11 protein-coding genes are annotated in these 13121 nt (G+C 64.4%); 7 read left to right on the top strand and 4 right to left on the bottom strand.

Annotated elements, in window-relative coordinates; genetic code table 11:
• Positions 1-320 precede the first annotated feature (320 nt).
• Together LGR54_RS23470 and LGR54_RS23465 are read right to left on the bottom strand one after the other, a co-directional pair.
• Positions 321-521 carry a hypothetical protein gene (locus LGR54_RS23470; RefSeq protein WP_230364388.1) on the bottom strand — a complete coding sequence of 67 codons (201 nt, stop codon included), beginning with the start codon at positions 519-521 and terminating at the stop codon, positions 321-323.
• A 313-nt stretch (positions 522-834) separates the two neighbouring features.
• Positions 835-1551, bottom strand: coding sequence for a FadR/GntR family transcriptional regulator (locus LGR54_RS23465; protein ID WP_230364387.1), 717 nt, complete (start codon positions 1549-1551; stop codon positions 835-837).
• 155 nt (positions 1552-1706) lie between these two features.
• Between LGR54_RS23465 and LGR54_RS23460 the strand changes: the two genes are divergently transcribed.
• The 7 genes from LGR54_RS23460 (at position 1707) to LGR54_RS23430 (ending at position 9756) form a co-directional block, all read left to right on the top strand.
• Positions 1707-3401 carry a thiamine pyrophosphate-binding protein gene (locus LGR54_RS23460; protein WP_230364386.1) on the top strand — a complete coding sequence of 565 codons (1695 nt, stop codon included), beginning with the start codon at positions 1707-1709 and terminating at the stop codon, positions 3399-3401.
• A gap of 79 nt (positions 3402-3480) precedes the next feature.
• Positions 3481-4017 carry a tripartite tricarboxylate transporter TctB family protein gene (locus LGR54_RS23455; protein ID WP_230364385.1) on the top strand — a complete coding sequence of 179 codons (537 nt, stop codon included), beginning with the start codon at positions 3481-3483 and terminating at the stop codon, positions 4015-4017.
• Between the two features lie 3 nt (positions 4018-4020).
• Positions 4021-5529, top strand: a complete 1509-nt coding sequence (locus LGR54_RS23450) for a tripartite tricarboxylate transporter permease (RefSeq protein ID WP_230364384.1) — start codon at positions 4021-4023, stop codon at positions 5527-5529.
• Between the two features lie 15 nt (positions 5530-5544).
• Positions 5545-6477 carry an oxaloacetate decarboxylase gene (locus LGR54_RS23445; RefSeq protein WP_230364383.1) on the top strand — a complete coding sequence of 311 codons (933 nt, stop codon included), beginning with the start codon at positions 5545-5547 and terminating at the stop codon, positions 6475-6477.
• Positions 6478-6618: 141 nt separating this feature from the next.
• Positions 6619-7638, top strand: a complete 1020-nt coding sequence (locus tag LGR54_RS23440; protein WP_230364382.1) for a tripartite tricarboxylate transporter substrate binding protein — start codon at positions 6619-6621, stop codon at positions 7636-7638.
• A gap of 79 nt (positions 7639-7717) precedes the next feature.
• Positions 7718-8785, top strand: a complete 1068-nt coding sequence (leuB, locus tag LGR54_RS23435; protein ID WP_230364381.1) for a 3-isopropylmalate dehydrogenase — start codon at positions 7718-7720, stop codon at positions 8783-8785.
• Between the two features lie 8 nt (positions 8786-8793).
• The gene (locus LGR54_RS23430) at positions 8794-9756 is read left to right on the top strand and encodes a D-2-hydroxyacid dehydrogenase (RefSeq protein WP_230364380.1); all 963 of its coding nucleotides are present in this window, start codon (positions 8794-8796) and stop codon (positions 9754-9756) included.
• 46 nt (positions 9757-9802) lie between these two features.
• Here LGR54_RS23430 and LGR54_RS23425 read toward each other — a convergent pair whose 3' ends face one another.
• Entirely contained in the window at positions 9803-11062 is a 1260-nt protein-coding gene (locus LGR54_RS23425) for an MFS transporter (RefSeq protein ID WP_230364379.1), read from the bottom strand.
• 20 nt (positions 11063-11082) lie between these two features.
• Entirely contained in the window at positions 11083-13104 is a 2022-nt protein-coding gene (locus LGR54_RS23420) for a tripartite tricarboxylate transporter permease (protein ID WP_230364378.1), read from the bottom strand.
• Between the last annotated feature and the right edge of the window lie 17 nt (positions 13105-13121).

Below are 13121 nucleotides of genomic sequence, written 5' to 3'. Positions count from 1 at the left end.
TTAGGCGCGCCCAAGAAGTGTCGATCACGGACGTACCGCGACTACTGAAAATTGAGTATACGCCGAGCGATATCTCCTGTCAGCTTGCTTCTTTGCCACCAGTGATAGCGAAATAGGTCAACAGTACTTATCGAGCAGCGTGCCACATCGCTGTGTTCGTATGTGCGCGCTTATAGGCCGGCGGAACGCTGGCGCGGCAGGGCGCTGGGCCCGTGCGCCTAAGGGGCGTTCACGCCGCCCTCACCCCTATGCGAGGATTGGCGAGGCGCTCCTTCCGCCCCTCGCCGGACTGGTCCACTTCCCGAGCAGCGTGATGTCGCTCATAGATCGGCACGATGCTGGAGCACAGGCCCGGCATCGGCCTCATCGAGCAGGCCGCCATTGATCACGGCATGGTCCAGGATGAACCAAACATCGCCGGCGAGATCGACATCGACGATCTCGATATGCGGGTCGAGCCGGCCGATATCGTATGGTCGGGCCAGTTGGCGGCTGATCCGGCCACAGCTGCGCTCGTCCATATAGGTATCTAGGCCATGATGGGCTCGCATGACCTGGCCCGCTCGCGCGGCGGATCAGGCTCACATCCCGGAACGACAGCATCGCAAGGTTCAGCAATCCGTCGAGCCGGCCAGTCTGTGCGAGCGGGTTCCGAGTCACCTCCACACGCTCAAACACGTCAGGCGCGTTGCGACACACTGCAACACCGTCGCCCGAAATGTCCTCTCGGCCGCCCTCCTCGGACCAGCAAGATTCTGGCTCAGAACTTACAAATCCACGCCCCGGCATTATGGACACCGGCCGGCAGCTGACGCTGAGGAAGACAGCGGTCTACTAATCGCCCGAGATCGACATCAGTGTCCTCTGCAGGTATTCGCAGATGAGCGTGCGGGCGACATCGCCGTTACGCGACTGCAGTGCGTCGATGATCGCCGCATTATCGCGGACCGCGGCATCGCGCAGCATCGGCAGCGGCACGAGGTGACCGCCCGGTCGCGCCCAGCCGGCCTTCCGACGCGAAGCGACGATCTGCTCGAAGACGTGCTCCAGGAAGCGGTTCTTGGATGCCCGCGCAATGGCGAGATGAAGCGCGTATTTCGCTTCCTTGAAATCGACCCAGGACTGCGCCGAGCTGAGCGCCTCGAGGTGGCTGGTAAGCCCGATCAGCTCGGCCTCCGTCGCGCGCTCCACTGCGAGTTCGGCGAGGCGGGGCTCGAACAGAAGGCGCGCTTCCAGAAGCTCGCTCAGGCGGTAGTGCTCCTGCGTGCCGCCGGTGGCGTTGTCGCCAGCTACGGCGTCGGCGACGAAGCTGCCGCGACCGACATGGCGGATCACCAACCCTTCGCTGACCAGCCGGTTCATCGTCTTGCGGACCGTGTTGCGCGCAGCGTTGAAGCGTTCCGCCAATGCGCGCTCGGTCGGCAACCGGGTGCCGGGCGGGAAGCCGCCTCCGACAATTCGGTCCTTCAGGCTCCGATAGATGGCATGGCTGCTGGCGTCCGAGACGGCGCGCGCGCCCGAAAGTTCGGCAGTATCGACCAAGGTTCCCATGTCTCTCGCTGCGACGACGGATTGGTTCCCCAATATAGGATCAAATGCTGCAAATTGTCCCGCCTCCCGCGACCCCGCTTGTCAGAATGGTCGCATTTGGTAGATATTTGGATCACATTGGTCTGATATAGGCGGCGGGGTTGGCGTTGAACTGTATGAGCAACAAGGCCAAGACGGGTGGGGCGCTCCTGGTGGAGTGCCTGCAGGCTCAGGGCGTCGACACGGCATTCTGCGTTCCCGGCGAGAGCTATCTCGCCGTGCTGGACGCGCTTTATGAGGCGCGGGATGCGATCCGCCTCGTCGTGTGCCGGCAGGAGGGCGGCGCCGCCAACATGGCGGAGGCCTATGGCAAGCTGACCAACCGACCGGGAGTTTGCTTCGTCACGCGTGGGCCGGGCGCCACCAATGCCTCGACCGGCGTGCACACGGCCTTCCAGGATTCAACGCCGATGGTGCTCTTCATCGGTCAGGTCGCACGGCGCATGCGCCATCGCGAGGGCTTTCAGGAGGTGGATTTTTCCACCATGTTCGCGCCGCTCGTCAAATGGTCGGCAGAAATTTCCGACCCGCGCCGCATCCCCGAATATGTCCACCGCGCCTTCCAGGTCGCCATGGCTGGCCGACCCGGCCCTGTCGTGCTGGCGCTGCCGGAAGACGTGCTGTCCGATCTCATCGACGATCCGCCGGAGCCCGGCATTGCCGCGCATCCAATCCCGGCCGCGGCGCGCGAGGAACAGATCGACCGGCTCGACGAGATGATCGCGGCCGCCGCGCGGCCCCTCATCATGGTCGGAGGTGGTGGCTGGACGCAATCCGCCGGCGAGCAGCTGATGGCCTATGCCGAGCGGCGTGGCGTACCGGTCGCGGTCTCGTTGCGCTGCCAGGATTATGTCGACAATGATCATCCCAACTATGTCGGCCATTTCACGATCGGCGCCGATCCGGGTCTTCTGCAGCGCCTCGAGCAGGCCGATCTCCTCGTCGCGCTCGGTCCCCGCCTCGGGGAGATGACGACCGCTGGCTACGCCCTTCTGAAGCCGCCGCGCATTGGCAGGCCGTTCGCTCATATCCATGCCGATCCCGAGGAGCTCGGAAAGGTCTACCAAGCGGATCTCGCCATTGCCGCCAGCCCTGCCGTGGTGGCGAGCCAGCTCGCCGCCCGCATCGGCAAGACCGCCTCGGCACCGGAGAGCTGGGTGACCGAGGCGCGGGCCGCATATGAGCACACACTTCTGCCCGGCCCGTTGCCGGGCGCGGTCAATCTCGGCGAGGTGATGGTCACGCTGCGCGAGACATTGCCACCGGACACCATCGTCTGTTCCGGCGCCGGCAACTATACCGGCTGGGTACACCGCCATTGGCGTTTCCACGGATACCGCACCCAGCTCGCCCCCACCTCGGGAGCGATGGGCTACGCCGTGCCGGCCGCCATCGCCGCCAAGGTCGCCTTCCCGGAAAGGGCCGTGCTGTCGGTCTCCGGTGATGGCTGCTTCCAGATGCATGGCCAAGAGATCGGCACCGCCGCCCAGTATGGCCTGAAGATTCTCTTCATCGTCGCCAATAACGGCATCTACGGCACGATCCGCATGCATCAGGAGCGCGAATTTCCAGGCCGCGTCATCGCCACCGAAATCGTCAATCCGGACTTCGTGGCGCTCGCGCAAGCCTATGGCTTATTCGCCGAACGTGTGGAGCGGACCGCCGATTTCGCCGCCTGTCTCGACCGGGCACTGAAGGCACCCGGCAGCGCGTTGATCGAGTTGGTGACGGACCCGGAGGCGATCACGGCCCGCACCACTCTCTCCAAGCTTCGTCAGACCGCTCTCGAGCGGCAGCTCCAGTCCGCCTGACGCCTTTGGCAATCCGTCTGGCGGACACCATCCGGTTCCGCCTGCACGGCAACGAGTGCGAATGATGAAGAGGGAGAGCATGGCCGATCCCATGGACGTACAGACCGCCGCTCATCCTCCCATCGGCACGGCGCGCGGTCTCGCATTGGCGCTGTTCCGGCTGGTCGCGCTGGCCTTCGCCCTGCTCGGCTTGTGGGTGATGTGGCAAGCGCGCGACCTCGTTTACTACACGCCCGTCGGCCCCGGCCCGGGTTTCTTCCCCATGTGGCTCGGCGGCGTATTGGGGCTGCTGTCGCTCGCGATCCTCGGCGCAAGCCTGCTCGGCAGGTCGCCTGCCTTGCCGGAGAGGATCCTTCCCGAACGCACGCCGGCGATCCAGATGGGCGTGACTTTCGCCGCCATCGCCTTCTTCGCGCTGGCGGTCGAACGCGCCGGCTTCGTCATCACCATGTTCCTGGTGCTCATCGTGCTGATGCTGATGAACCGCGTCCGCCCGCTCACCGCGCTGCTGGTCGCGCTGGGAGGCAGCGTCGGCGTGGCCTGGGTGTTCGTGCAGTGGCTCGGCGTCTTTCTGCCCACCACACCTTTCGGTCTCCTGAGCGCGATCGGACTCTGAGCGATGACCAGCAGCCTGTATGATTTCATCGTCGGTTTCGGCATCGCCCTGACGCCGGAAAACCTCCTTTATGCGCTGATCGGCTGCCTCGTCGGCACGTTGGTCGGCGTGCTGCCCGGTATCGGCTCCGCCGGCGGCATGGTCATCCTGCTGCCGCTGACCTACAAGCTCGACCCCACCGGCGCGATCATCATGCTCGCCGCCATCTTCTACGGCAGCTATTACGGCGGCACGATTTCCACCGTGCTGATGAGCGTGCCGGGCGAGGTCGCCTCGGTCGTGACGATGCTCGACGGCACGGAGATGGCTCGAAAAGGCCGCGCTGGTGCCGCCCTGAGCATCGCCGCCATCGGCTCCTTCATTGGCGGCACCGCCGCCGTGCTGGCACTGGTCTTCATCGCGCCGTTGCTGACCGACGTCGCGCTGAAGTTCGGCCCTCCGGAGTTCTTCGCGCTCCTGTTCATCGGGCTGGCCACGCTGGCACTGCTGGCGGGCGATTCCATGTTGCGTGCCCTCGCCATGGCGGTGTTCGGTCTGCTGCTGGGCACCATCGGCACCGACCCGACCATGGGCACGCCACGTTTCGATCTGGGCTTCACCAACCTGCTCGGCGGGCTCGATTTCGTCCCCGTCGTGATGGGCCTGTTCGGCCTTTCGGAGATCTTGCTCGCGGCCGACGGCCCGCCGCCGACGCTGCGCGAGGCGAAACTCTCCTCGCTCTATCCGACCAAGCAGGACATGAAGGACTCCGCCGGCCCCATCGCGCGCGGCACCGTGCTCGGCTTTTTTCTCGGCCTGGTTCCCGGTACCACTCAGGCGCTCGCGTCCTTCATCTCCTATGGGGTCGAGAAGGCCGTCTCGCGGCGGCCCTGGACCTTCGGCACCGGAGCGATCGAGGGCGTGGCCGGTCCGGAGACGGCCAACAACTCCCATGCCAACGCCGCGCTGATCCCGCTGTTCACGCTCGGCATTCCCGGTTCGCCCAGCGTCGCCATCCTCCTCGGCGCCTTCATCATGAACGGTCTCGCCCCCGGGCCGCTGCTGTTCAGCGAAAAGCCGGAGATCGTCTGGCCGATCATCGCCAGCATGATCATCGGCAATCTGATGCTCCTGATCCTCAACGTGCCGCTGATCGGACTTTGGGTACGCATCCTGAAGGTGCCGCTCGGCATACTCAACCCGCTCATCATCCTGTTCATCTGCCTCGGCACCTACCTCGTGAACAATGCGGTGTTCGATGTCTGGGTGATGCTGCTTTTCGGCCTGATCGGCGTGGTGCTCCGCAAGCTGGAATTCCCGCTCGCCCCGATCGCGCTGACACTCATCATCGGACCGCTGATGGAAGGCGCGCTGCGACAGGCGCTCAGCATCTCGCGCGGCAATGTCGATATCCTGTTCCGCAGCCCCCTCGCCTGCATCCTGCTGATCTGTGGAGTCATCGTTCTGACGGTGCCCCTCTGGAGCCGGCGGGCGCGAGCCCGCGGGCAGCTCGGCAAGGACGCGACGGACTGAACCCGCGGAAAACCCATGGAGGATACGATGGCCGATCGGCATCGACGCGCATTGCGTAGCCAGCTTGCGCGTCGGACACCCATCGTCGCACCCGGTGTCTATGACTGCCTCAGCGCGCTCGTCGCGGCACGGGCCGGGTTCGAGGCCGTGATGGTTTCCGGCGCGGGGGTCGCCGCCAGCGCGCTCGGCGTTCCCGACCTCGGGCTGGTGACGTTCTCGGAGGCCTTGAACCAGACGCGCGCCATCGTCTCCGCCGTCGACATCCCGGTGATCGCCGATTGCGATACCGGCTATGGAAACCCGTTGAACGTCTACCGGACCGTGCGGGAATTCCAGGCGGCGGGTGTCGCCGCGCTCTTTATCGAGGATCAAGTCGCGCCCAAGCGCTGCGGGCACTTCGCCGGCAAGGACGTGGTGCCGACAGAGGAAATGTTCCAGAAGATCCGCGCCGCGGTAGACGCACGTACCGACCCCGACCTGATCCTCATCGCCCGCACCGATGCTCGCGCGCTGCATGGCCCGGAGGAGGCCCTGATACGGGCGCGCGCCTATTCCGAGGCAGGCGCGGATGCCATCTTCATCGAGGCACCGCTCACCCGCACGGAGCTCGCGGACAACGTCGACGCGCTCGCACCGCTCGGCATTCCGCTGATGGCCAACATGGCCGAGGGCGGCCGGACGCCCCTCCTCAGCATTCCCGAACTGACCGAGCTTGGCTACGCCATCATCACCTATCCCGGCGCGCTGCAGAAGACCGCACTCCGGGCGATGACCGATCTGATGGCATCGCTGAAGCTCACCGGCGGGCTCGGCGAGTTCTATCCCGAGAAGATGTTCTCCCTCGACGAGCGCAGCGCGTTGCTCGGCCTCGACCGCTTTCTGGAGCGTGGAAATCGCTATGCCGACGGCAATCGCGATCCCCGCGGTGAAGACGCCGGCGCCGATTGACTCGGCGGGAGAGGCCGCTAGGAATTAATCCGTATTTGGTTGGAAATGGCTCACGCCTTCCGTTTCCACCCACCAGAAACAGAGCGCAACAGCGCCGTATTCGCCGGCCCCGGAGGTCGGCATCAGAATGGGAGGACGACAATGACCAAACGGACACAACCGGACCGGGCCCCGGGCATGCAGATCGGCTCACGCCGGACGTTCCTCGCCGCGGCGCTCACCGTCACCGGCCTCGCGCTGCTGGCGCCGAGCCCGGCTTCGGCCCAAGCCTATCCCGAGCCCGGCAAGCGCTTCACCATCATCGTCGCGGGCTCGGCCGGCAGTGGCACCGACATCAATGCTCGCTTCGTCGCGGCGGCGATGGAAAAGGAATTTCCCGGCACGTCCTTCCAGGTCGTGAACCGCCCCGGTGCAGGGGTGCAGGTCGGGGTGCAGGCGCTCGCGGATGCACCGAAGGATGGCTACACGTTCGGCCTGATTTCTCTGCCGACCGCGATCACCGTCATGCTCGATCCCTCGCGGAAAGCGAACTTCAACAAGGAAAGCTTCATCGGCATCGGCAACTTTTCCTATGATGCCGGCGCCATCGCAGTGCGTGCCGACAGTCCTTACAAGTCGCTCGGCGACCTGATCGCCGCCGCCAAGGAAAAGCCCGCAGAGCGGACCGTCGGCGTGGTCGGCCCACGCGGCCGCGAACATCTCGACGTCATCGCCATGGAGCAGGGAGCCGGCGTCTCCTTCACGCCGGTGTTCCACAATGACTCCGGCCTTGCCTTGAACACCCTGCTCGGCGGCAATATCGACGCGGTGCAAGGCAGCGTGGGCGATTTCGTCGCGCAGGTGAAATCCGGTCGCGTCCGCATCCTTGCCGTGTTCGACAAGCAGGAAAGCGCCTATGCGCCCGGCGTGCCGACGGCGGAATCGCAGGGCTTCAAGATCTATTCCGGCACCTCGCGCGGCTTTGCTTTCCCGGCCGGCGTCGACCCAAAGATGGCGGCGAGGATCGGGGAGACGCTCGGCAAGATCGCCAACTCACCGGAATACAAGTCGAAATTCGCAGAGATGGGCCTGGAGATCCGCTACATGGACGCCGCACAGTACAACACCTACTGGAACGGCGAGGTCGCTCGCATCTCCAGCCTCCTGTCGAAGATCAATTGATCCCCCCAACGCCGCGGCTGGAAATTCACGGCCGCGGCGCCGCTCTGCTCTTGCATCCCTTTCCTGGAGAAGTCGAACGATGAGGATCGCTGTCTTGCCGGGTGACGGCATCGGGCCGGAGATCGTGCCGCAAGCCGTGAGGGTACTGCGCGCGGTCACCAAAGACAGCGACGCCTTCATCTTCGAAGAGGGCGCGGTCGGCGGGGCCGGGCTCGAGGTCGCCGACGATCCATTGCCGCCGGCCACGCTCGACATCGTGCTGCGCTCTGACGCCATCCTGTTCGGTGCGGTTGGCCATCCCAGATACGACCATTACCCGCATGTGAAGAAGCCCGGTGCCGCCTTGCGCCGACTGCGCAAGGAATTGGGCCTGTTTGCCAATTTCCGCCCGGTGAAACTGTTCCCGGAGCTGATCGACGCCTCGACGCTCAAGCCCGAGGTGATCGACGGGCTCGATCTCATGATCGTGCGCGAATTGAACAGCGACATCTATTACGGCACGCCGCGGGGGCCGGTCGAAACGCCGACGGGCGAGCGTGCGGTCATCAATACTATGTTCTACGCCGCCTCCGAGGTCGAGCGCATCGCCCATGTCGCCTTCGACGCGGCGCGCCGACGGCGGCGCAAGGTCTGCTCGATCGACAAGGCGAACGTACTGGAGGCGAGTGCATTGTGGCGCGAGGTGATGAGCGAGGTCGGGCGGCAGTATCCGGACGTCGAACTCACCCACCAGCTCGTGGATTCCGCCGCCATGAGCCTAATACGCAATCCGCGCCAGTTCGACGTCATCGTCGCGGGCAATCTGTTCGGCGATATCCTGTCCGACCAGGCCTCGATGCTCACCGGCTCGATCGGCCTGCTGCCCTCGGCCTCTCTTGGCGGCAACAACAAGGGCCTGTACGAGCCGATCCATGGCTCGGCGCCGGACATTGCCGGCCGGGATGTCGCCAATCCTATCGCCACGATCCTGTCCGCCGCGATGATGCTGCGCCAGAGCTTCGGAATGGAAGCCGAGGCGCTCCGGGTGGAAAATGCGGCGCGTGCCGTGCTGGCGGGTGGCATCGCCACGCCAGATCTCGCCTTGCCCGGCGCGAGGATTGTGGGCACGCGTGAAATGGGCGACGCCATCGTTGCCGCGCTAGCATAGGAACCCGTATGAGCCAGGCTGTCGGATCCCCCATCATTGGCTTCGCTCACGCCGCCTATCGGCTCCGCGACGAGTATCTGCGTCGCGGAGCCGGCTTCGACTCGTTCGAGGTGCGCACTCTATCCGAGCTCGAAGCTCGCATCGGCGAAGTGGACGTGCTCGTCGTTTCCGGCCTGTGGCGCAACGCGCTGGCCGAGCGCGCGCCGAAGCTGCGTCTGATCCAGTCGATCAGTGCCGGGACCGACCAATTTGCGCGCGACGTGCTGCGCAACAAGGGCATTCAACTCGCCAGCGCGCAGGGCGCCAATGAGCGGGCGGTCGCCGAACATGCCATGGCGCTGATGCTGGCTCTGACCCGCCAGCTTCATATGGCGCGGGACTTCCAGAGGCAGCACCACTGGCGTCCGATGATCGGAGATCACAGTCGGCGCGAGGACGAACTCGACGGCAAGACTTTGCTGATCGTCGGCCTCGGCCGCATCGGCAAGCGGCTCGCCCGCCTCGCCGCCGCCTTCGGCATGACCGTCATCGGCGTGAAGCGGGAGCCGGCACCAGTGCCGGACGTATCGAGCGTGGTGTCCCCGGCGCAATTGTCGGAGGTGTTGCCTCTCGCCCATTTTGTGGCGCTGACCTGCTCGCTCAACCCGGAGACCCAGGGCTTGATGGGAGCTGCGGCTTTCGCGGCCATGCGGGCGGATGCCTATCTCATCAATGTCGCTCGCGGTCTCGTCGTCGACGAACCCGCGCTGATCGATGCGCTGCGTGGTGGGGTCATTGCGGGCGCTGGCCTCGATTGCGCTTGCGAGGAACCGTTGCCCGGTTCCTCCGCGATCTGGGATCTGCCGAATGTACTGGTGACGCCGCACAGCGCCGGCGAGACGCGCCACTATGAGAGGCGCGTGATTGATCTTCTGCTGGAGAATATCGAGAGAGCCGCGAACAATTTGCCGCTGACGAACCAAATCGTCTGAAGGATCCTTCGACGGCTCCCGGACGTACCTACCGGGGCCCGAAATCTCATTTCAGAAATTCGTCCATGTTTATGGCCGACAAGGTATCGGATCTCAGCAAGATCAGAGATCCGAACGCCAATATGATGAACCCTGTCGCCGCCACGGCACTTTGAACACCGAACAAACCGGCGATGGCAGCAGATGAAGCCGCACCAAGTTGCACGAGACCTCTGTTCATGAGGAGAATGGACGTAACGCGCCCGCGCATATGATTGGGAACACGCATCTGAAGTATCGTGTTGTTTGAGGCGTTGTAGGCGATCTGCATCGCCCCGACCCCCAGCAGGAGGATCGGCGCCAGAACAACCGAAGGGTTCAGCGCAAAGGCGACGAGCAGCCCGCCGAACAGGATGAGAAAACCCAGCATCGCGCGGCCGGATGCCGCCACACGTGGGAAGGCCGCGATGGCGAGCGCGCCGAGCACCGAACCAGCAGCCGCACTCGACGTCAGCAGGCCCAGCCCCTCCGGCCCGATCTGGAACACCGTATAGGCGAACAATGCCAGCAGGGTCAGATAGGGTTGGCCGAAGAAGGTGGGTACCAAGGCGACCAGCACGAGCAGCGAGATCGAACGGTCGTTACGCACATAGGCGACACCTTCCACGATGCTCTGGTGAAGCGACTGTCCGGAATTCGCCGGCGCCGCGACGGGAAAGCGCATCGCACCCAGCGTCCAGATCACGACCAGGAAACTGAGGCCGTTGATCAGGAAACAGGCCCCGGTGCCCAGCGTGGCGATGATCAGTCCCGCCAACGCTGGTCCGACGATCTTGGTGACGTTGACGGTAAGTGAATTCAGCGCCACCGCATTGGGAAGGTCCGATGCCGGCACGAGCTCGGGGATCAGCGAGTGCCGCACCGGAAGATTGAAGGAAATGACGATTCCGCGTGCCGTGGCAATGAGAAGAACGGCGAAGATGGTCGCCGCTCCGCTCAGAACCAGCGCACTGAGCACGAACGCCAGCAGCATCGCGCAGCTCTGGGTCATCATCATCAGCCGCCGTCGCTCCACCCTGTCCGCGATCGCCCCTCCGACGAGGGTGAAAAGCAGGATGGGCAGTCCTCGGCAAAGATTGACGAGCGCCAGTTCGAACGGCGAACCGCTGGTCGAGACGACGAACCAGTTGAGCGCGACCTGATCCATCCAGTCGCCCGTGTGGGAAATCAGCGTTCCCGTCCACAGCAGGCGGTAGTTGCGGTGAGCGAGCGCCGAAAAGGTGCGTCTCGACCAGGATGGCTTCGCAGAGGTGAGCGATTCCGCCATGTGCCCCGCCGGCCTCCGGTTCAGGTTGACGGGATGAATTTGAGGGCCGGCACCAGATACCCAAGCAGGGTCGGAGGCCAGGGCACGTGCATGATGCGAACGAACACGACATAGACGAACAGGGTGATCCCGATCGCCTGCGGCAAGACGAGCCTCCAGCGCTCGTGCCCTTCGGCGCGCATGAAGAGAATGACGAAGATCGGGATGCTCGGGATCAATCCGATCACCGCCATGGAGATGGTCAGCCCGATCAGCCAGCCGAAGAATATTCCCGCGCGCAGCACCACCACGCGATTCTCGAGATGACCGGTGTCGGACTCGAGATCCATGTGGATCTCATCGCTGTCGAACTCAGCCTCCGATGGACGCAGCAGATCGGCAACGAGGCTGAGGATGACGAAGACAAGCCCGATCGTTCCGAGGATGACCGGCACGATGCGCGAGCTCTCGTTCCACCGAGGCACCTCCGAAAGTCCGAACAGCAGCATGGCGATCAGGAACACATGCACCAATTGGGAGGGTCGGAAGTGAACGCCCTGAAAGGCGATCGGCCGGCCCGCGGCCATCCGCTTGCGCAGGGAGCGGTAGAGCGGACTGAGAAATCCCAAAAGGGCGAGACCGAACAACGCCATCACGATGGGACGCGTGAGCCAGCTGTCGCCAAAGCGCTCGACCGATATGAAGAGGTAGCGTTCAATGGTCTCACCCAGCACCAGGCCGAGGATCAGCGGCGGGCGAGCCCATTTCAGCTGCTTCATTGTCCAGCCGACCACGCCAAAAATGAGCAACGTATAGATATCGCCCCATTGCCGGGATTCCTGGAATGCACCGATATAGATGATCGACAGCACGGTCGGCAGGATCAGCGTGTAGCGTAGCGTGGCGAGCTTCGCGAATTGGCTGCTGAACAGAAAGCAGAGGCCGGCACCAAGGATATTCGCCAGTGCGATGCTCCAAACCATGGAGTAGGTGACATCGAGATGGCGGGTCAGCATGGCCGGCCCCGGCGTCAAGCCGTGGATCTGGAAGGCTCCCAGCAGCAGCGCCATGCTCGCCGTGGCCGGTACGCCGAAGGCGACGGTGGGCACCAACGCCCCACCTTCCTTGGCGTTGTTGGCGCTCTCGGAGGCGATCACGCCACGAATGTCGCCCTTGCCGAAGGTTTCCCTCGCCCCGCGCTCGGTCTTCAACGCATGGCCGTAGGCCAGCCAGTCGATGACGCTGCCACCGATGCCGGGGAACGCACCGAATGCCGCCCCCAGCCAGGAGCAGCGCAGCACCAGCCACCAATGCCGAAAGCAGTCGGCCGCTCCCTCAAGCATGCCTGAGCCCTTGGATTTGGAAGCCGAGCCGGCGATCGCCGTACGGGAGATCAGCAGGTCGCAGAGTTCCGGCAGCGCATAGAGCCCCAGCACCGCCGGGACGAGCGGAACGCCCTCATAGAGATACAGCGTGCCGAAGGTCCAACGCAGCGATGCGCCCTGCTGGTCCGAACCGACCAGCGACAGCAGAATGCCGACGATCGCCGCCACGATGCCGCGCAAGGGCGACTTTCCGGCCAGGATCGCCACCATCGACAGGCCAAAGACGGCGAAGGCGAGCAGTTCCGGTGCGCCGACAAACAGGATCACCGGCCGCATGATGGGAAGCAGCGCCGCCATGAGGATGGCACCGAACACGCCGCCCAGCATCGAGGACATATAGGCGGCGCCGAGGGCGCGTCCGGCTTCCCCTTTTTTGGCCAGAGGCAGGCCGTCCAGCACGGTGGCAGCCGACCCGGCTCCGCCCGGTACTCCGAACAGGATCGCCGGGATCGGATCGCCGGTCGCCGTCGTCGCGGCAAGGCCGAGCAGGAAGCCGAAGGCGGTATAAGGATCCATGCCGAAGGTGAAGGGCAGCAGCAGCGCAACCCCCGACAATCCACCGATACCGGGGATAATTCCCAATACTACGCCACAGACCACGCCGAGCGACAGGAACAGAAGTCGCGTCGGCTCCAACATCATTCCGAGTGCCTGAACGGCAATCTCCAGAGAGCTCATGGACGTACTTTCCGAGG

Origin of the sequence: Ancylobacter sp. Lp-2, from assembly GCF_020523795.1 — a bacterium.
Lineage (GTDB): Bacteria > Pseudomonadota > Alphaproteobacteria > Rhizobiales > Xanthobacteraceae > Ancylobacter.
The sequence above is the reverse complement of the archived record's forward strand: the minus strand, read 5'-3'. Positions and strand labels throughout refer to the sequence as shown.